Origin of the sequence: Arthrobacter sp. ERGS1:01, from assembly GCF_001281315.1 — a bacterium.
Lineage (GTDB): Bacteria > Actinomycetota > Actinomycetes > Actinomycetales > Micrococcaceae > Specibacter.
On sequence record NZ_CP012477.1, the window covers coordinates 76594 to 93413 of the forward strand.

A 16820-nucleotide genomic window follows, 5' to 3' on the forward strand; every position below is an offset into this window, starting at 1 on the left:
ATGAACGCGAGCCGCGCCCTGAACGCGTACCAACGCGAAGCCATCCTTTCCGCGTCCCCGGCGCGATTGCTGACCATGCTGTACGACAGGCTCCTCCTTGACCTGGGCCGGGCCGAAGCGGCGCAGCTCGCCGAAGAGTGGCCGACGGCCCACGAAAACCTGTTGCACGCCCAGGACATCCTCGCCGAGCTGTCCGCTTCCCTGCAGCCCGAACTCTGGACCGGCGCCGACCAACTCCTGGGAATCTACAACTACGCCGGTGCCGCGCTGATGAATGCGAACATCCACCGCAACGTCGAGCTCACGCGCGAATGCGTCGCACTGCTCGAACCACTCCGGGCCACCTGGCATGAGGCGGCGGGACTGCCGGCCGCTGCGGCCGGAGTCGGGCAGGCTTCATGATCTGGCCGGCCGCGGTCCAGGATTACCTGCCCGATGCCCGGTACGCCCATGCCTATTACCTAGCAGTGGAGGAAACCATCGCGGAATCAGCAGCAGACGAGGCAGCCAACGAGCTGTGGATGTCGGTGATCGAGGACCTGGAGGCACAGCTGGCAGCGGCAGGGCCGGTCCCCACCGCCGGTTGGGTCCCGCCCGCCCTTCCGGGCCCCCTTCCCGAGGACCTGGTTGAGCGGGCCGTCCGGCTTGCACAGGCACAGGCCGAGGTGGTTGAGGCACTGCGGACGTCCCTCGAGGCCACCGCCGGTGAACTGGCCGCCCTGGCACCCGCCCGCGCAACGGCGTCGGCCGTCTACCTGGATGTCATGGGTTAGACGAGCGGCTAAAAATAATTGGCGAAACCGGCTTACCCCGTTCCCGCGGTAGCCGATAGTCACTGTTGAGCATGGATCGCTCGACCCTTTTGGCCATGGACAGGCCGCACCGTATCGTCAAGAGAGTTCGCAGTGCTTGATTCCGTGGTCACTGTGGCGCTGACCAGCGCCCTCAACGGCTTGTCCCTGCGCCAGCGCGCCATTGCCGACAACATCGCCAACGTCAACACCCCCGGCTACACGGCCCAGCGGGTGAAATTCGAGGACGCGCTGGCCGAATCGGTGAGCCGCCGCGACGGCAACGTCACCGCCACCACGGAACGCTCGCTGGAACCGACCCAGCTCAACGGCAATAACGTCAACCTTGACACCGAGACCCTCTCAAACATTGAAACCGTGCTGCGCTACCAATTTGCCGCGCAGGCCGTCAATGGCGAATTCACCGCCATGCGCACCGTGCTGAAGGGCCAGTAGCATGAGCGACGCGATCGGCATCGCCTCCACCGGCCTGACCCTGCACCGCAAGTGGCTCGACGCCGTCTCGGACAACCTTGCCAACGTCAACACCGCCACGGCCACCAGCGGTGACGCCTTCCGGGCCCGCTACGTGGTGGCCCAGGCCGGTGCCGGAGACAGCGGCGTCTACGTGGCCGGCGCCGCCTACGGCAAGGCCGAGGGCCGCATGGTGTACGAACCCGACCACCCGCTGGCCGACGCCAAAGGCTACGTGCGCTACCCGGACATGGACCTGGCCTCCCAGATGGGGCAGCTGATCATGGCCCAGCGCGGCTACGAGGCGAACGCCTCGGTGGTGGACCGCGCCAAGACCATGTACGAAGCCGGATTGCAGATTGGAAAGTAAGCCATGAGTGTTTCGGGTATCGAGGGCGTACAGGCCACCGCGGCGACCGGTTACCTGCCAACGGAGGACGCCGGAACCGCCGGAAGCGGCGGGGAGGCGTTTGGCACCTCACTGACCGGCGCCCTGACGAACCTGCAGGCGCTGCAGTCGGAGTCCGGCGTGTTGAGCGTCAAGGCCGCCACGGGCAACCTTGACGACATCCACCAGGCAACCATTGCCGCCACGCGGGCCCAGGTCACCCTGGAACTGGTCTCCACGCTGCGCAGCAAGGGCGTTGACGCGTTCAATGAAATCATGAGGATGCAGGCCTGATGCCCCCGTTTCTTACCACCATGGCCGGCCGCATGTCCGGTGTGGCCAGGGGCTTTTCGACGGCCCAGAAAACCCTTGTCGTCATTGGCCTTGCCGTGCTCGTTTTGGGTGGCGTGGCCTTGGTGAGCTGGCTGGGCAAACCCACCTATTCGCCGCTCTTTTCCGCGCTGGCCCCCGCCGACGCGAATGCGATCGTCACCCAGCTGAAGACGGACAACGTCCCGTACCAGCTGGCCAACGGCGGATCCACGATCATGGTGCCCGACGCCAACGTCTACGACGAACGGCTCAAGGCCGCCTCCGCCGGACTTCCCGCCGCCAAGACGGCCGGCTACTCGCTGCTGGACACCATGGGCGTCACGTCCTCGGAGTTCCAGCAAAGCGTCACGTACAAGCGGGCCATGGAGGGCGAACTAGCCCAGACCATCATGGCCATGGACGGTGTCAGCACCGCCTCGGTCAAGCTGGCCGTGCCCGAAAAGACCGTCTTCACCTCCACCAAGGAGGACCCCACGGCCTCGGTGTTCGTGGAAACCACGCCCGGAACCACGCTGACGGACGACCAAGTCAACGCAATTGTGCACCTGACCTCCTCCGCCGTGCCCGGCCTGAAACCGGCCAACGTATCCGTGGTGGACTCCGCCGGAGCCGTGCTCTCCAGCGCCGGCGCGGGTTCCGCGAGCGGCGACAAGGCGGCCCAGGCCTACGAACAACGCGTCAGCGCCAGCGTGCAGGCCATGCTCGACAAAGTGGTGGGCCCCGGCAATGCCACGGTTTCCCTGCAGGCCACCATGGACAACTCCACGACCGACAGGGTGAAGGAATCCTTTGCGTCGCCGTCGGGCGCCCCCGCGCTGAATGAATCGACCTCGAGCGAAAAGTCCACGGGCGGCACGGGCAGCGGCACCGGCGTCCTCGGCCCGGACAACATTGCCGTGCCCACCGGCGCGGCCGGCGCGGGCAACTCCTCCGAGGCCACCAAAACCACCAAGAACAACGCCGTGGACAAGACCACCGAGAACACCGTGATCCCCGCCGGCACGGTGCAGCGCCAGTCGCTGTCGGTCGCTGTCGATACGGCCGCAGCCGCCAAGGTCGACGCCGCAACCCTGCGGGACATGGTCTCCACCGCCGCCGGCATCAACGCCCGGCGCGGGGACACCGTCAGCATGAAGGTGGTGCCGTTCTCCACAGCCCAGGCCGACGCCGCCAAGGCCGCCATCGACGCGGCCAAGGCCGAGGCGGGGGCCGCGGCTACAGCGAAGACGTGGCGCAACATCATGTTTGGCGCCCTGGCCCTGCTGGTCCTTCTGGTGGGCGTGGTGCTGTACGCCCGCAAGAACCGCCGCCAGGTGCGCGAGCTCGTGGACCTGGGCGAACAAAACCCGCCCATGGTCACCAGCAGTCCCCTGCCGGTGGCCCCTGCTCCGGAAACCACCGCACTGCCGGCCATCCCCGCCCCCGTGGCCCTGCCCATGGCCGAAACCAGCGATTCGGACACCAAGCGCGCCTCCCTGGAGGCGTTGGCCGGAGCCGATCCGGAAAAGACCGCCGGCTTGCTCCGCTCCCTCATGGATGATCGGGCCGGCGTCTAGTGCCCGAGACAACCATGACGGGAACGCAAAAGGCCGCGGCCGTCCTCATGCAGTTCTCCCAAACCTCCGCGGCCGCCGTGATGTCGCACCTCAGCGATGCCGAGGCGGAGGCCATCGCCTCGGAAATCGTCAAGATGCGCCGCGTGCAGCCGGACGTTGCCGACGCCGTTATCGACGAATTCCACTCGATCGCCGTCAAGGGCCGGCACGGCGCCCAGGGCGGGCGGGACTTTGCCGCGGGCCTGTTGGAGGCCTCCTTCGGCAGTGCGCGGGCCGCCGGGGTCATGGACCGGCTGGCCTCCAGCATGGCCGGCAAGCCGTTTGAATTCCTCGATGAGGCGGAGGCCGGGCAACTGCTGTCCCTGCTGGAGGACGAGCTGCCCGCCACGATTGCCCTGGTGCTTGCCCACCTGCGCCCCGACCGGGCCTCCGCCGCCCTGGCCGGCCTGCCGGGGGAGCTGCGCACCGACGTCGCCCAGGCCATCGCCACGATGGGTGCGGCCACACCGGAAGCCGTGGGCATTGTTGCCGCAACACTCAAGCAGCGGGCCCTAGCCGTGGTGGCCCCCCGCGAGCAGATGGCGGTCATCGGCGGCGTCCAGCCCCTCGTCGACATCATCAACCGCTCCGACGTGGCCACCGAGCGGGCCCTCCTTGAGGACCTGGAATTGCGGGACCCCGAACTGGCCGAGGAGGTCCGTTCCCGCATGCTCACGTTCGCGGACCTGGTCAAGCTGGACAACCAGGACGTCCAGCTGGTGCTGCGCGGCATCGACGCCGGCACCCTGGCGCTGGCCATGAAGGGCGCCCCCGCCAACGTACTCGAGGCAATCCGGACCAATATCTCCGAGCGCAACCGCGAACTGCTCGAATTCGAGCTCGAGGCGCTCGGCCCGGTCCGCGCCTCCGAGGTGGAACAGGCACGCGCGGACATTGTCCGGATCATTCGCGAACTTGAGGCGGGTGCGGAAATCACCGTCCGCCGCGGGGACGAGGACGACATTGTCTACTAGCAGTGCCGGCGCGCGCCCGGCGGTCTTCCCCGTGGTCGCCACCTCGGCGCAGTCCCGCGTGCACGCCGACGCCAAGGCCAGCGGCTACACCCAGGGCCACGCCGCCGGGTACGCGGCCGGCCTGCAGCTGGCGGCCCTGGACGCCGCAGACGAACGCGCCCGGACGGCTGCCGAGCACGCCCGGGTGCTCGCCGCGCTCAACGCCCGCACGAATGCCGAACTTGCCGCCCTGCGCACGGCCGGCCAGGCGCTTGGCCTGCGTACCGCGCCCGTCCTGGCGGACGCCGAACAAACCTTGTTCGCCTGCGCCCTTGAGCTGGCGCAGGCTCTGCTGGGCAGCGAACTGCGCGACGGCGAGACCTCGGCCCGGGCGGCCCTGGCCCGCGCCCTTGACCACGACGGCGCCGACGTGCCGCTGCGGATCCGGATGAACCCCAGCGACATCGCCACGTTGACCGGGCTTGACGCCGGCACCGCCGCGGGCGTGGACCTGGCCCCGGACCCGGCCCTGAACCCCGGTGACGCCATCGCCGAGTTCCCGCATGGCTACCTGGATGCGACGATCGCCGCGGCCGTGGCCCGCGCCAGGACGGCGCTGTTGGGCGACGCCCTGCCCGGACACGCCCTGCCCGGCGCCATTCCGGCGGGCACGCCATGACGGCCACCGCGACGGCCCGCCGCCTGTCCGGAGAACTGTCCGGCCGGCTTTCCGGACACGGAGCCGAACGCCTGGCCTCGGCCCTGCGCGCCGCGGCACCCGACCGGGTCGGCGTGGTGACCGGCGTCGTCGGCCTGGCCGTCCATGCCTCCGGCCTGCGCTGCGCCGTGGGCGACATGGTCACGATCGGCAGTGACGCACCCGTGGAGGCCGAGGTGGTGGCCGTCAGCGCTGGGGGCGTGAAGATCATGCCGTTGGGCCCCATGACGGGCCTGGGCGAAGGCGACCCGGTCCGGGCCATGCCCGGCCCCGCCCTGGTGCCCACCGGCGACGGCCTGCTGGGCCGCGTGATCGACGGAATGGGCCGGCCCATCGACGGGAAGGGGCCGCTGACCGGGGTCACCGGCGTGCCGTTGGAAAACCGTGCCCCAAACTCCATGGAACGGGCCAGGATCGCCACCCCGCTGCAAACCGGCGTGCGCGTGCTGGACACGCTGACCACGGTTGGCCGCGGCCAACGCCTGGGCCTGTTTGCCGGTTCCGGCGTGGGCAAGTCCTCGCTGCTGTCCATGATTGCCCGCGGCACCGAGGCCGACGTCTCCGTCATCGCCCTCGTGGGCGAACGGGGACGCGAGGTGCGCGAGTTCCTCGAGGACGACCTTGGCCCCGAGGGCCTGGCCCGCTCCATCGTGGTGGTTGCCACGAGCGACGAACCGGCACTGCTGCGCCTCCGGGCGGCCTTCACCGCCACCCGGATCGCCGAATCCTTCCGTGAGCGGGGCGTGGACGCCATGCTCATGATGGACTCGCTGACCCGCGTGGCCATGGCGCAGCGCGAAATCGGGCTCTCCGTGGGCGAGCCGCCCGCAACCCGTGGCTACCCGCCGTCGACCTTTTCCGTGCTGGCCCGGCTGCTGGAACGTGCCGGGACGGACAAGATCGGCTCCGTCACGGGGCTCTACACCGTGCTGGTGGACGGCGACGACCACAACGAGCCCATCGCTGACGCAGTGCGATCTATCCTCGACGGCCACGTGGTGCTGGAGCGGAAACTTGCCGTGGCAGGGCACTTTCCCGCGATCGACGTGCTCGGCTCCATCTCCCGGGTGGCCTCCAAGGTCTGCAGCCGGGCGCAAAAGGCCGACGCCGCAACCCTGCGCAAGGTGTTGGCGGCCCGGGCCGCGGCCCAGGACCTGGTCGACGTCGGCGCCTACCACCCGGGCAGCAACCCCCTCGTGGATGCCGCCCTGGCCCATGCCGGGGACATCACCAACTTTCTTCACCAAAGCATGGACGAGCAAATTCCCGCACCACGGTCGTGGCAGGAACTCAACACCCTGGCCGCATTGATTTCAGGAGCATAGATGGGGCGTTCATTTCGACTGGCCGGGCTGTTGCGGTTCCGCCAGGCACAGGAAGAGCAGGCTGCCGCGGCCCTGGCCCGCGCCAATGCCCGGCGCCGGGACCAGGCAGCACGGGTCAGTAACGTCCGGGCCGCCCTGGACGGTGCCGCGGTCGACGCCGGTTCCTCCACCGCCCTGCGCGCCAGTGCGGCGGCCCGCGCCTCCTCCCGCAGCATGCTCGTTGAGCTGACAGCGCTGAGCGCCACAGCCGACGACGCCGCACAAGCCGCCGCGCAGGAGCTGGTGGCCGCCAAGAAGAAGGCTGTGTCCCTGGAAAAACTCGCCGAGCGGCACCGCCACGAACACCAGGGCGAGCTGCTCCGTGAGGACCAGCTGTTCCTTGACGAACTGGCCACCACCAGGGCTGGCACGGCCGTGACCGGAGAGCACTCGCGCGCAGCTTTTGTGGCCGGAAACGCCACCAAGGACCGGGGGCTCGGATGAAATTTCCCAGCATGCCCTCGACGCCCGCTGCCCAGAAGCCCGCCTCGCGTCCAGCCACGGCCCAGGGGACAGGCGCCGCGACCTCCGGCGCGCCGTTTGACGCCCCCGCCACCGGCGCCGCGGCAACGACCTTTGGCGCCCAGCTGCGCGACGCACTGAACCGCCGCCCGGACGGCCACGGAACTGAAACGCGCACCGGAACCGCCACTCCCGGACGCCCCACGGCGCCCGCCTCGCCGCGACCCTTGGGCGGGCCCGACGCCGGCTCAGCCACGGACTCCGCTACCGATTCCGCGGTGAACCCCGCGACGGACGGCGCCGCCGGCCTCGCCGTGGCACAGCCGAACCCGGCGGGGATCGTTGCCGATCCGGCGACGCTGCAATTTTGGGCCGCAACCGGCCAGACGGCCGGGCAACGACAGGACGGCACGGTCGCCGCCGGGACCGAAGCACCCGAGCCGGCGCCCCAGCGGGCCGTGCTGGATTCAGTGCAGTCGGCGACGTCCGTTGTTCCGGCCCCGGCGGTTGCCGCCGGCGTTGCCGAGCCGGCCGCCTTGGGCGTGGCCGCACAAGATTCCGCGGCGCCCGGCGCGCCCGACGCCGGGCAGCACACACCGAAGGCAGCGGGGCATCCGCACCCGGCCGCTGCCGATCCCGCAGAGGCAATGCCAGCGGCTCCGGCGCCGGGCATTGTGCAAAGTTTGACCACTTCGGACGCTTCCCAGCCACCGGCCTTGACCGGTGGCATGCCCCGAGTCACGGCGGATGACACGGCCGCGGCTGGCGTCGTCGTTTCGGAGGCCGCCGGCACCACGGCTCCGGCAGCAGCCGTCGCACCCGCGATTCCCGCAGCGGCCCGGGAATCCGGGGCATTGGCCCCGCCGGTCACGGGTGTCGAGGGCGCGACCCGGGCATCGGAGCAGCCTGCCCGGGGCGCCGGGGGAGGGCCCGGGGAAGCCGCCGCCGGCAAGCCAACTCCGGTGGACCCCGCGATTACAGCCACCCCGGCAACGCCGCCCGCTGCGGCTCCCGCCGTACAGCCGGCACCGGCGCCGCTTGCGGCAGGACCCGTCACGGCCGCGGCTCCGGTACCGGCACCGCCATTGGCAGAGCAACTGGCCCGGCCCCTGTTTTCGCTGGCCGGCGCCCCGCTGGGTGAACATGTCATGACCGTCAATGTGGTGCCCGAGGGCCTGGGACCGGTCACGGTGCGCGCCCATCTGGCAGCCGACGGCATCCGGATTGAGCTCCTCTCCGCCACCGACGCCGGGCGGGACAGCCTGCGCACCCTGCTGCCGGACCTCAAACGGGACCTTGCCGCCGGCGGGCTGGCGACTTCCCTGAGCCTTGGCGCCGGCAGCGGCGGGCAGGACCACGGGCCCGGTCAGCAGCGAAGCCCCGCAGGACAGGCCTTCCCCTGGGCGGCCGCCACGGGAAGCGAGGCAGTCCCCGCAGCGGAGCAGCGCAGGGCTCCGGCACCCGTCGGCGCCAACAGTTCACTGGACATCACGGTATAGAAAGGCACGCGAGAATGAGCAACGATTCAATCCCCCCGCTGACCGCGGGCAGCAACACCCTGGCACCGCCCACGGCGGTCACGGGGCTCAGTACCGTTCCCGGCGCGCGCAAGCCCAAGCAGGAGATGGACTCCGAGGTGTTCATGTCGCTCCTGGTGGCCCAGCTGCGCCACCAGGACCCGTCCTCACCCATGGACACCAACCAGATGATCAGCCAGACCACGCAGCTGGCCACCATGGAAAAGCTGACCAACATGGACGCCACATCCACCGAGAACTTCTCCCTGCAAATGCGCACCTCGGCCGCAGCGCTGATCGGCCAGCAGGTGTCCTGGCAGGACCCGGACGGCACCAAGCACAGCGGCACGGCAACCTCGGTGTCCTTCGCAGGATCGGTCCCGCAGGTCGCCGTCGGCGAGAAGCACATTGCCCTTGACTCCATCTCCGGCGTCACCGCCGCCATCCCCGACGCCGGGAAACCCGACGCGCAAGCCGCAACCTCCCAGAACTAGTCACCACCCAACAGGCACAGAAAGGCTTCACACCATGCTTCGTTCCCTGTACTCCGGGATTTCCGGGCTTCGATCCCACCAGACCATGCTTGACGTCACGGGCAACAACATTGCCAACGTCAACACGGCGGGGTTCAAGTCCTCCACCGTCCAATTCCAGGACACGCTCTCCCAGGTGACTCGTTCCGGCTCGGCAGCCCAGGCGGGCGCCGGCGGAACCAACCCGGCCCAGGTCGGCCTGGGTGTCCAGGTGGCGGGCATTTCGACGAACTTCGCCCAAGGTTCCGCCCAGGCCACGGGCCGGTCCTCGGACATGATGATTTCCGGCGACGGCTTCTTCGTCACCTCCAAGGGCGGCCAGCAGCTGTATGCCCGCGCCGGCTCCTTCGACTTCGACTCCGCCGGCCGGCTCGTCTCGCCCGACGGCGCCCTGCTGCAGGGCTGGAGCGCCGTCAACGGCCAGGTCAACGCCGGGGCCGGGCTGGGCAACATCGCCATCTCCAAGCAGATGGTCGCCCCGGCCGCCGCGACAACCACCACAACCCTGGGCGGAAACCTGCCCGACGACGCCGCCGTCGGCACCGCGCTGACCCGCGACGTGAAGGTCTTCGACGCAAGCGGCAAGGAAAGCAACATGTCCCTGACCTTCACCCGTACGGGCGCCGGCTGGGATGTGGCCGGTGCCGACGGCAAGGGCGGGGTCGGCGCCGGTGCGCTGACGTTCACCAACGGGGCCCTGGCCACCGGCGGTGCCATGACTGTGGGCGGCATCGCCGTTGACCTGACGGCCGTCACCGGTTACGCCGCACTGTCCACCGTGTCCGTGACGGGCAAGAACGGCAACGCGGCCGGCACCCTGGAATCCTTCAGCATGGGCGCCGACGGCACCCTGACCGGCACGTTCAGCAACGGCGAAAACGCCGTGATCGGCCGCGTGGCACTGGCCAACTTCACGAACTCCGGCGGCCTCGAAAAAGCCGGCTCCTCCAGCTACCGCGCCACGGCATCCTCGGGCGCGGCGACCATCGGCACGGCCGGCGAGAACGGCCTGGGATCCCTGGTGGGCGGCTATGTGGAAATGTCCAACGTCGACCTGTCCCAGGAGTTCACCAACCTGATTGTGGCCCAGCGCGGCTTCCAGTCGAACGCCCGCATCATCACCACCTCCGACGAGGTGCTGCAGGAACTGACGCAGCTCAAGCGCTAATAGCGATCGGATCCTTCACGCAACGGCTGCCCCGCACCTAACGAACCGGGCGGGGCAGCCGACAGTGACTGGTGTGGGCGGTGACGTCCCAGCGACCGAAGGATGATCCAATGATCGTTGTCACCCGCCTGGACGGCCGGAGATTTGCGTTAAACCCGGACCTGATTGAACGGATCTTTGAATCCCCCGACACAACCCTTGTCATGGCCGACGGGGCAAAGTACATCGTCACCGAGTCGATGGCTGCCATCATTGAAAAGATCGCGCGCTTCCGCGCCCACATCATCTCCCTGGCCCGGGACTACTCCGGGTACGAGGACGACGACGATGTGCCGCAGCGTCCGAAACTGAGCCTCATCGACGCCCCGGACCGTTCCCCCAAGGCAGGTAAGTAACCCATGGATCCAGCAACAATAGCGGGCCTGGTCATTGCCTTTGGCGCCTTGTTCGGCATGATCACCCTTGAGGGATCCTCGATTGCCAGCATCACCTTGCCCGCACCCATGCTCCTGGTCCTGGTGGGCACCGTGGCGGTCGGCATGGCGGGGTCAACGCTGAAGGACTTCGTGCACGCCGTGAAGGCGCTGCCCAAGGCGTTCACGGGCAAGCCGCCCAAGCCGGCCGAAAGCATCGAGGCCGTGGTGGCGCTGGCCGACAAGGCCCGCCGCGAGGGCCTGCTGTCGCTGGAGGCCTCCGCCATGGAAACCAAGGACCCCTTCCTGCGGAACGCGCTGCAAAACATTGCCGACGGCACCGACGGCGAGGACCTCCGGGACCTGCTCGACGACGCCGTCGAGGCCAAGATCAAAAGCGACCATACGGCGTCGAAGTTCTTCATGGCGCTGGGCGGCTACGCACCCACCGTGGGGATCATCGGCACCGTCGTGTCGCTGACCCACGTGCTGGAAAACCTCTCCAACCCGGACAAGCTGGGCCCCATGATCGCTGCCGCCTTCGTGGCTACCCTGTGGGGCCTGCTGTCCGCAAACTTCATCTGGCTGCCCATCGGCTCGCGCCTGGCCCGGCTGTCCGAACTGGAAGTTGACGCCATGACGCTGGTCATGGAGGGTGTGCTGGCCGTGCAGGCGGGTTCGCAGCCGTCCCTGCTGCGTGAGCGGCTCACGGCCATGGTTCCGGAATACCGGCAGCAGGCCGTGAAGGGTTCCGAGCGGGCCGAAAGCAAAAAAGCGGCATGAGCGGTTCGGGCAGGCGCGGGCGCAAGCGGAGGGGAAAGCCGGCCGACAGCCACCCCGACGAACGCTGGATGGCGTCCTATATGGACATGGTGACCGTGCTGATGTGCATGTTCATCGTCCTCTACGCGATGTCCACGGTTGACCAGGACAAGTTCGTGAAGCTGCGCGACTCCTTCGCCACCGGTTACGGACAGGTCCAGGTGGGCAAGGTCGATACCGCCAGCGGCATTGTGGTGCCGCCCAAGGACGTGGGCAAGAAGGGCGCGCTGTCCAAATCCCCGTATGACCTGGCCGTGGCCGAGGTCAACAAGCTCAGCGCACTTCAGGAAACCATGCGGAAGCGCCTGGACGAGAAGGGCCTGTCCGCCAACGTCGCCTTCCAGATTGACCAGCGCGGACTGAGCGTGAAGCTTGTGGGTTCGCAATCGTTCTTCCAGCCCGACAGCCCCGCACTGTCCGACCGTGCCACCGAGGTGCTGAACGTGATCGGCCCCGTACTGGTTGCCTCCGGCCTGGAAGTGTCGGTGGAGGGGCACGCGGCCAACGCCATCACCAACTACCCGTCGGTGTGGGAGCTGTCCGCCGAGCGCGCCGTCGGCGTGGTGCGCTACCTGGTGGAACACCGGAAAATGCCCGAGGGAAAGATCGGGGCCATCGGCTACGGCTCCTCCCGGTCCGTCAATGACAACTCCACCGAGGCGCTGCGCGAGCTCAACCGCAGGGTGGACATCGTGGTGCTCTCCAACCAGCCCGACCAAGTCAGGGCCCTGATCCCGGACGCGTTGAAGGCAAGGACGGCTTCTTCCTAGCGGTTTGCGGGGAGGCGCGGCCGGTGCTTGCGCGCCGAGCCGCGGGCGTGGTAATTTTCGATTGACCGTGATCAATCTGCAGGAGGTGATACCCAATGAACGCAGTATCAGCAATGGGTGCTCCCTGCAGTGCACGACTGCGCGACTGAGTTAGTCGCCCCCGGGAGCCCCCGAAAACGCAATTCGCGAAGGGCTACTCCCATGAACACAACACCTTTTTCAACCCCGCACGCATCCCCGACGACGGCGCCCAAGCGGGCCTTGGTCCTCGGCGGCGGCGGATCCACGGGCAATGCATGGCTGATCGGCGTCATCGCCGGCCTCTTCGAGGCCGGCCTGGACGTGACCGCCGCCGAGCTCACCATCGGAACCTCGGCGGGATCAACCGCCGCGGCCCAGATCGCCGGTACCAGCCCCACCGAGCTGTATGCCAGCATCCTTGACGCGACTCCCCAGCAACGGGCGGGCCAGCTCGGACCCGGTCCCGGCAGGCCGGTGGTCAACCACCTGGAGCGGATCAACAAGATCATCGCCGCTTCGCAGGATGTGGCGGACATGCGCCGGAGGCTGGGCGCGGCGGCACTCAAGATGGAGGCGGCCTCGGACGGCTCCTGGTCAAGCAATTGGCACGCCACCGTCGCGGCCCGGATTCCCGGCCAGACCTGGCCGGAACGGGACGTGCTGATCACGGCGGTTGACGCCAATACCGGCGAACCGGCCGTGTTCGACCGCCACGGCGGCGTCGACCTGGTGGACGCCATCGCCGCCAGCTGTTCCAGCGGCATGCCCTACCGGATCGGGGACAACCGCTACCTCGACGGCGGTTACCGGAGCAATGCCGAGAACGCCGATCTGGCCGCCGGCTACGAGCGGGTGCTGGTGCTCTCACCCTTCGGCGGCAGGTCACTGCATCCGGCGGCGTGGGGCACACATTTGGCAACACAGCTCGAGGAACTACGCAAGGGCGGCAGCCGGGTCGAGACGATCTACCCGGACAATGCCTCCGAGAACCTGTTCGGCCCCCGCGGGATGGACCTGTCGCTGCGACCGCCCGCCGCCAGGGCCGGATACGAACAGGGCATGGCCCGCGCCGGCCAGCTCGCCGAGTTCTGGGGCTGACGGCACCTTCGGCTGAACTGAACTGAACTGAACTGGGCTGAACTGAGCCGAACCGAGTTGAGCCGTCCGGGACCGGGTGCTTGCCAATAGGCAAATGCCTGGTCCCGGCTGCCGGGGAGCCGGGACCGGCGTCCGTAAAAACAAAAACAATTTCTTTCTAACGGATCCGCCCAGCCTGCCGATAGTGACGGATATGCCCGCACTCTCGCAACAATCACCGCTGCCCTCTGCCCGGGCCCACAAGGTGGTTGAGGCGTACGATTTCCGGCGCCCCACAACCCTCGCCCGCGAGCACAGCCGGGTCCTGGAGCTGGCGTTTGAAACGTTCGCCCGGCAGTGGGGGACACAGCTGGGTGCCAAGATCCGGGCAGGATCCACGGTGGTGACCGAACAGGTCACCATGGCAACCTACGACGAATACGCCGCCTCCCTGCCCTCCTCAACCGCCATGGTGCTGTGCACGTTGGCCGGCCAGGAAGCCCGCGGCGTCATCCAGTTCCCGTCCGAGGCGGCCCTGTTCTGGGTCACCCGCATGCTGGGCGGCGCCTCGAACGCCCCCATCCCGGACCGCAAGTTCACCCAAATCGAGCACGCCCTCGTCAAGCGCCTGGTGGATGACACGCTGGAGGACCTGCGCTACTCCTTCGGGTCCCTGCTGGACGAGGTTCCCACGGTGGACGGCATCCACTTCAACTCCCAATTTGCCCAGGCCGCGGCCACGAACACCCTCATGATCGTTGCCGTGTTCACGATCCGCGTCGGTGAACGCAACTGGCGCGCCACGGTGGCCCTGCCCGCCGAGGTGCTGGTGCAGCAACTGGGCAACAGCAACCCCGTCAGCGATCCCGCGGCGGCCCCGGCCCAGCTGCGCGCCCAGATCGGCCACGTCCCCGTGGACGTGGCACTCGCGCTGACCCCCGTGCCCGTCACCCCCGAAACCATCCTGAACCTGGTGGTCGGGGACGTCCTGCCGCTTCCGCACCCCGTGGCCAGGCCGTTCGACCTGACCCTGGGCGGCAAGCCGATCGCCCGCGCCATCGGCGTCACGCACGGGTCCCGCCGGGCCGGGCAAATTGTCACAACCGAGGAGACACACCCATGACCACACCCCAGGCCTCAGCGGCGGCTTCCGCACTCGCGGCCCTCCTGCCGTCCCCGTCGCCGCTGGAAACCACGCAACAGCCGTCCGGTTCCGCGCCGTCGGGCACCGTCGGGGTGGGCGTGGACTTTGTTGGCGCCGTCTCCGCCGAACTGGCCCTGGTGCTGTCCGCCCGCGCCGAGGCCGGCGTCCGCGCCGCCGGCGGCACCGGAACGGTGGCCCTGGCCGACGTCCTGCGCCCCGCCTTTGAGGCCGCCACGGCCGAATTTGGTTCCGGCGTGCTCGGCGAGGTCTCCGAGCGCGACGCCGCCGCCCTGTTCGCGGACCCCGAGGCCGCGATCTTCACTTTCACCGACGCCGGCAACGGCGCCGCGGGCCAGGAGCCTTTCGCGTCGCTTGCCCTGCGAATCCGGCAGCCGGCCGGCAGCGGCCACACCGAGCTGACCGCACACAAGCTGGGCCGCATCCACGACGTGGAAATGGCGCTTTCCGTGGTGATCGGGCGGACCCGCATGAGCGTTGCCAACGTGCTGGGCCTTGAGCCGGGCAACGTGGTGGACCTTGACCGGTCCGCCGGCTCGCCAGCCGACGTGCTGCTCAACGGCCGCCTCATCGCCCATGGCGAGGTAGTGGTGGTGGACCAGGACTATGCCGTACGCATCACGAAGATCCTGGACACCGCAGAGACGGTTGGCTAGATGGACACATTCCTCCTGGTGCTGCGGGTGGGACTGTCCCTCACGGTTGTGGCCGTCCTTTTGTGGATGGCGCAAAAGCGGTTCGCCAAGGCCGGGCACCACGGCGAAAAGTCGGCGGTCGACGTGATCGGCCGGCGCAACCTGGGACAGAAGGCTTCCGTGGTGGTGGTTGAATCCGCCGGCCAGCGGTTCCTGCTCGGGGTCACCGAGCACTCCGTCAACGTCCTGCACACCTCCGACGCGCCGGAAGCGGCGGTCTGGGACGGGGAGCCGGCCGAGGGCACAGACCCCGAGTTTGCGCTGGTCCTGCAACAGGCCGGCGAACCCGGCCTGCGCCGCGAGGCCGCGGCCCGGCGGCCGCGGCACGCCCCCTCCCCGGATTCCGGACCCCTGCACGGGACCATCTTTGCCCCGAGCACGTGGGCGCAGGCCGGTGCGGCGGTTCGCAAGGGCCTGAATCTGTGACAACCGCATTCCGGCACCCGCGCAGCTGGGCGCAGGCCGCCGTCGTCGTGCTCCTGGTCCTGGCCGCCCTCTACGCCCTGAGCATGCTCACGGCGGCGCCGTCGCACGCCCTCGCGCCCTTTGCCCCGGGCGACCCGACACCGCCCACCGACCCGACCGCGCCCGTGGACCCCGAAAACCCCGGCACGGGCGGCGTGAACATCAACATCAACGGGCTCGGCGGTACCCCCAGCTCATCCATCGTCACGCTGCTGGCCGTGACGCTGCTGTCCGTGGCGCCGGCGCTGCTGCTGATGATGACGTCCTTCACGAAGATCTTCGTGGTGCTCGCCATGACCCGCAACGCGATCGGCCTGCCCACCGTGCCGCCCAACCAGGTGCTGGCCGGGCTGGCCCTGTTCCTGTCCCTGTTCATCATGTCGCCCACCCTGGTGGACATCAACAACACGGCCGTGCAGCCGTTCCTCAACGGCACGATCGACGTCAACAAGGCCTTCGACCTGGCCGGCGGTCCGCTGCGGCACTTCATGCTCCCGCTCACCCGGGAGGAGGACATCGCCCTGATGACCCGGGCCGCGAACCGGGACAACCCGGCCTCACCGGCCGCCGTGCCCATGCTCACGCTGATCCCGGCGTTCATGATTTCCGAGCTGCGCAGCGCCTTCATCATCGGCTTCGTCATCTTCATCCCGTTTTTGATCATCGACCTGGTGGTCTCCTCGGCGCTGATGTCCATGGGCATGATGATGCTCCCGCCGGTCATGATCTCGCTGCCGTTCAAGATCCTGCTGTTCATCCTGGTGGACGGTTGGGGACTGATCATCACCTCGCTGATCCAAAGTTATGCGGGCAGTCCATGAACACCGCCGAAGTCCTGAACATTGCCGTCCAGGCCCTGTGGGTGGCGGCAAAACTGTGCGCGCCCATCCTGCTCACGGCCCTCGTGGTGGGCTTTGCCGTGTCCCTGCTCCAATCCATCACCCAAATCCAGGAAGCCACGCTGTCCTTCGTGCCCAAGGCGGTGGGCGTTGTCCTGGCCCTGGTGATCGCCGGGCACTGGATGATCACCGAGATTGTCACGTTCACCCACGATCTTTTCGCCAAAATCCCGTCCCTGCTGGCCGGCTAGGCACGGTCC

22 protein-coding genes are annotated in these 16820 nt (G+C 68.6%); all 22 read left to right on the plus strand.

Going from position 1 to position 16820, the window contains the following annotated elements:
* On the plus strand, nucleotides 1-402 hold the full coding sequence (gene fliS / locus AL755_RS00285) for a flagellar export chaperone FliS (protein WP_054009210.1): 402 nt from the start codon (nucleotides 1-3) through the stop codon (nucleotides 400-402).
* Complete coding sequence (locus AL755_RS00290) at nucleotides 399-773, plus strand: hypothetical protein (protein WP_054009211.1); 375 nt, start codon at nucleotides 399-401, stop codon at nucleotides 771-773. Before fliS ends, AL755_RS00290 begins: the two co-directional genes overlap by 4 nt.
* Nucleotides 774-905: 132 nt before the next feature.
* The gene (locus tag AL755_RS00295) at nucleotides 906-1247 is read left to right on the plus strand and encodes a flagellar basal body rod protein FlgB (protein ID WP_054009212.1); all 342 of its coding nucleotides are present in this window, start codon (nucleotides 906-908) and stop codon (nucleotides 1245-1247) included.
* Between the two features lies 1 nt (nucleotide 1248).
* Nucleotides 1249-1635, plus strand: a complete 387-nt coding sequence (locus AL755_RS00300; protein ID WP_054009213.1) for a flagellar basal body rod protein FlgC — start codon at nucleotides 1249-1251, stop codon at nucleotides 1633-1635.
* Between the two features lie 3 nt (nucleotides 1636-1638).
* A complete protein-coding gene (locus AL755_RS00305; RefSeq protein ID WP_054009214.1) occupies nucleotides 1639-1947 on the plus strand; it encodes a flagellar hook-basal body complex protein FliE in 309 nt (102 codons plus the stop codon).
* Complete coding sequence (fliF, locus tag AL755_RS00310; protein WP_054009215.1) at nucleotides 1947-3542, plus strand: flagellar basal-body MS-ring/collar protein FliF; 1596 nt, start codon at nucleotides 1947-1949, stop codon at nucleotides 3540-3542. Before AL755_RS00305 ends, fliF begins: the two co-directional genes overlap by 1 nt.
* Nucleotides 3543-3556: 14 nt before the next feature.
* On the plus strand, nucleotides 3557-4555 hold the full coding sequence (gene fliG, locus AL755_RS00315; RefSeq protein WP_054009700.1) for a flagellar motor switch protein FliG: 999 nt from the start codon (nucleotides 3557-3559) through the stop codon (nucleotides 4553-4555).
* Nucleotides 4545-5213, plus strand: a complete 669-nt coding sequence (locus AL755_RS00320; protein ID WP_160318818.1) for a FliH/SctL family protein — start codon at nucleotides 4545-4547, stop codon at nucleotides 5211-5213. Before fliG ends, AL755_RS00320 begins: the two co-directional genes overlap by 11 nt.
* Entirely contained in the window at nucleotides 5210-6577 is a 1368-nt protein-coding gene (locus AL755_RS00325; protein WP_082368769.1) for a FliI/YscN family ATPase, read from the plus strand. The genes AL755_RS00320 and AL755_RS00325 overlap by 4 nt, the downstream gene beginning before the upstream one ends.
* A complete protein-coding gene (locus tag AL755_RS00330) occupies nucleotides 6578-7060 on the plus strand; it encodes a flagellar FliJ family protein (protein WP_192841602.1) in 483 nt (160 codons plus the stop codon).
* Entirely contained in the window at nucleotides 7057-8577 is a 1521-nt protein-coding gene (locus tag AL755_RS24230; RefSeq protein WP_054009217.1) for a flagellar hook-length control protein FliK, read from the plus strand. Before AL755_RS00330 ends, AL755_RS24230 begins: the two co-directional genes overlap by 4 nt.
* A 14-nt stretch (nucleotides 8578-8591) precedes the next feature.
* The gene (locus AL755_RS00340) at nucleotides 8592-9089 is read left to right on the plus strand and encodes a flagellar hook capping FlgD N-terminal domain-containing protein (RefSeq protein WP_054009218.1); all 498 of its coding nucleotides are present in this window, start codon (nucleotides 8592-8594) and stop codon (nucleotides 9087-9089) included.
* A gap of 34 nt (nucleotides 9090-9123) precedes the next feature.
* Nucleotides 9124-10296, plus strand: coding sequence for a flagellar hook protein FlgE (locus AL755_RS00345; protein ID WP_054009219.1), 1173 nt, complete (start codon nucleotides 9124-9126; stop codon nucleotides 10294-10296).
* A gap of 110 nt (nucleotides 10297-10406) precedes the next feature.
* On the plus strand, nucleotides 10407-10691 hold the full coding sequence (locus AL755_RS00350) for a flagellar FlbD family protein (RefSeq protein ID WP_054009220.1): 285 nt from the start codon (nucleotides 10407-10409) through the stop codon (nucleotides 10689-10691).
* A 3-nt stretch (nucleotides 10692-10694) separates the two neighbouring features.
* Nucleotides 10695-11492: a motility protein A gene (locus tag AL755_RS00355; RefSeq protein ID WP_054009221.1), complete on the plus strand. Its 798-nt coding sequence runs from the start codon at nucleotides 10695-10697 to the stop codon at nucleotides 11490-11492.
* Nucleotides 11489-12301, plus strand: coding sequence for an OmpA/MotB family protein (locus AL755_RS00360; RefSeq protein ID WP_054009222.1), 813 nt, complete (start codon nucleotides 11489-11491; stop codon nucleotides 12299-12301). The genes AL755_RS00355 and AL755_RS00360 overlap by 4 nt, the downstream gene beginning before the upstream one ends.
* 201 nt (nucleotides 12302-12502) lie before the next feature.
* A complete protein-coding gene (locus tag AL755_RS00365; RefSeq protein ID WP_054009223.1) occupies nucleotides 12503-13420 on the plus strand; it encodes a patatin-like phospholipase family protein in 918 nt (305 codons plus the stop codon).
* A gap of 193 nt (nucleotides 13421-13613) precedes the next feature.
* On the plus strand, nucleotides 13614-14522 hold the full coding sequence (locus AL755_RS00370) for a flagellar motor switch protein FliM (RefSeq protein ID WP_054009224.1): 909 nt from the start codon (nucleotides 13614-13616) through the stop codon (nucleotides 14520-14522).
* The gene (gene fliN, locus AL755_RS00375; RefSeq protein WP_054009225.1) at nucleotides 14519-15217 is read left to right on the plus strand and encodes a flagellar motor switch protein FliN; all 699 of its coding nucleotides are present in this window, start codon (nucleotides 14519-14521) and stop codon (nucleotides 15215-15217) included. The genes AL755_RS00370 and fliN overlap by 4 nt, the downstream gene beginning before the upstream one ends.
* Nucleotides 15218-15682: a FliO/MopB family protein gene (locus AL755_RS00380; protein WP_054009226.1), complete on the plus strand. Its 465-nt coding sequence runs from the start codon at nucleotides 15218-15220 to the stop codon at nucleotides 15680-15682. It abuts the gene before it with no gap.
* Nucleotides 15679-16542: a flagellar type III secretion system pore protein FliP gene (fliP, locus tag AL755_RS00385; protein ID WP_054009227.1), complete on the plus strand. Its 864-nt coding sequence runs from the start codon at nucleotides 15679-15681 to the stop codon at nucleotides 16540-16542. Before AL755_RS00380 ends, fliP begins: the two co-directional genes overlap by 4 nt.
* On the plus strand, nucleotides 16539-16811 hold the full coding sequence (fliQ, locus tag AL755_RS00390) for a flagellar biosynthesis protein FliQ (RefSeq protein WP_054009228.1): 273 nt from the start codon (nucleotides 16539-16541) through the stop codon (nucleotides 16809-16811). The genes fliP and fliQ overlap by 4 nt, the downstream gene beginning before the upstream one ends.
* Nucleotides 16812-16820: the final 9 nt, after the last annotated feature.

Bases quoted from the DNA above. Each gene is read 5' to 3' on its own strand.
- fliS (WP_054009210.1), top strand. From the start codon at position 1: ATGAACGCGAGCCGCGCCCTGAACGCGTACCAACGCGAAGCCATCCTT.
- AL755_RS00290 (WP_054009211.1), top strand. From the start codon at position 399: ATGATCTGGCCGGCCGCGGTCCAGGATTACCTGCCCGATGCCCGGTAC.
- AL755_RS00300 (WP_054009213.1), top strand. From the start codon at position 1,249: ATGAGCGACGCGATCGGCATCGCCTCCACCGGCCTGACCCTGCACCGC.
- AL755_RS00305 (WP_054009214.1), top strand. From the start codon at position 1,639: ATGAGTGTTTCGGGTATCGAGGGCGTACAGGCCACCGCGGCGACCGGT.
- fliF (WP_054009215.1), top strand. From the start codon at position 1,947: ATGCCCCCGTTTCTTACCACCATGGCCGGCCGCATGTCCGGTGTGGCC.
- fliG (WP_054009700.1), top strand. From the start codon at position 3,557: ATGACGGGAACGCAAAAGGCCGCGGCCGTCCTCATGCAGTTCTCCCAA.
- AL755_RS00325 (WP_082368769.1), top strand. From the start codon at position 5,210: ATGACGGCCACCGCGACGGCCCGCCGCCTGTCCGGAGAACTGTCCGGC.
- AL755_RS00330 (WP_192841602.1), top strand. From the start codon at position 6,578: ATGGGGCGTTCATTTCGACTGGCCGGGCTGTTGCGGTTCCGCCAGGCA.
- AL755_RS24230 (WP_054009217.1), top strand. From the start codon at position 7,057: ATGAAATTTCCCAGCATGCCCTCGACGCCCGCTGCCCAGAAGCCCGCC.
- AL755_RS00340 (WP_054009218.1), top strand. From the start codon at position 8,592: ATGAGCAACGATTCAATCCCCCCGCTGACCGCGGGCAGCAACACCCTG.
- AL755_RS00345 (WP_054009219.1), top strand. From the start codon at position 9,124: ATGCTTCGTTCCCTGTACTCCGGGATTTCCGGGCTTCGATCCCACCAG.
- AL755_RS00350 (WP_054009220.1), top strand. From the start codon at position 10,407: ATGATCGTTGTCACCCGCCTGGACGGCCGGAGATTTGCGTTAAACCCG.
- AL755_RS00355 (WP_054009221.1), top strand. From the start codon at position 10,695: ATGGATCCAGCAACAATAGCGGGCCTGGTCATTGCCTTTGGCGCCTTG.
- AL755_RS00360 (WP_054009222.1), top strand. From the start codon at position 11,489: ATGAGCGGTTCGGGCAGGCGCGGGCGCAAGCGGAGGGGAAAGCCGGCC.
- AL755_RS00365 (WP_054009223.1), top strand. From the start codon at position 12,503: ATGAACACAACACCTTTTTCAACCCCGCACGCATCCCCGACGACGGCG.
- AL755_RS00370 (WP_054009224.1), top strand. From the start codon at position 13,614: ATGCCCGCACTCTCGCAACAATCACCGCTGCCCTCTGCCCGGGCCCAC.
- fliN (WP_054009225.1), top strand. From the start codon at position 14,519: ATGACCACACCCCAGGCCTCAGCGGCGGCTTCCGCACTCGCGGCCCTC.
- AL755_RS00380 (WP_054009226.1), top strand. From the start codon at position 15,218: ATGGACACATTCCTCCTGGTGCTGCGGGTGGGACTGTCCCTCACGGTT.
- fliQ (WP_054009228.1), top strand. From the start codon at position 16,539: ATGAACACCGCCGAAGTCCTGAACATTGCCGTCCAGGCCCTGTGGGTG.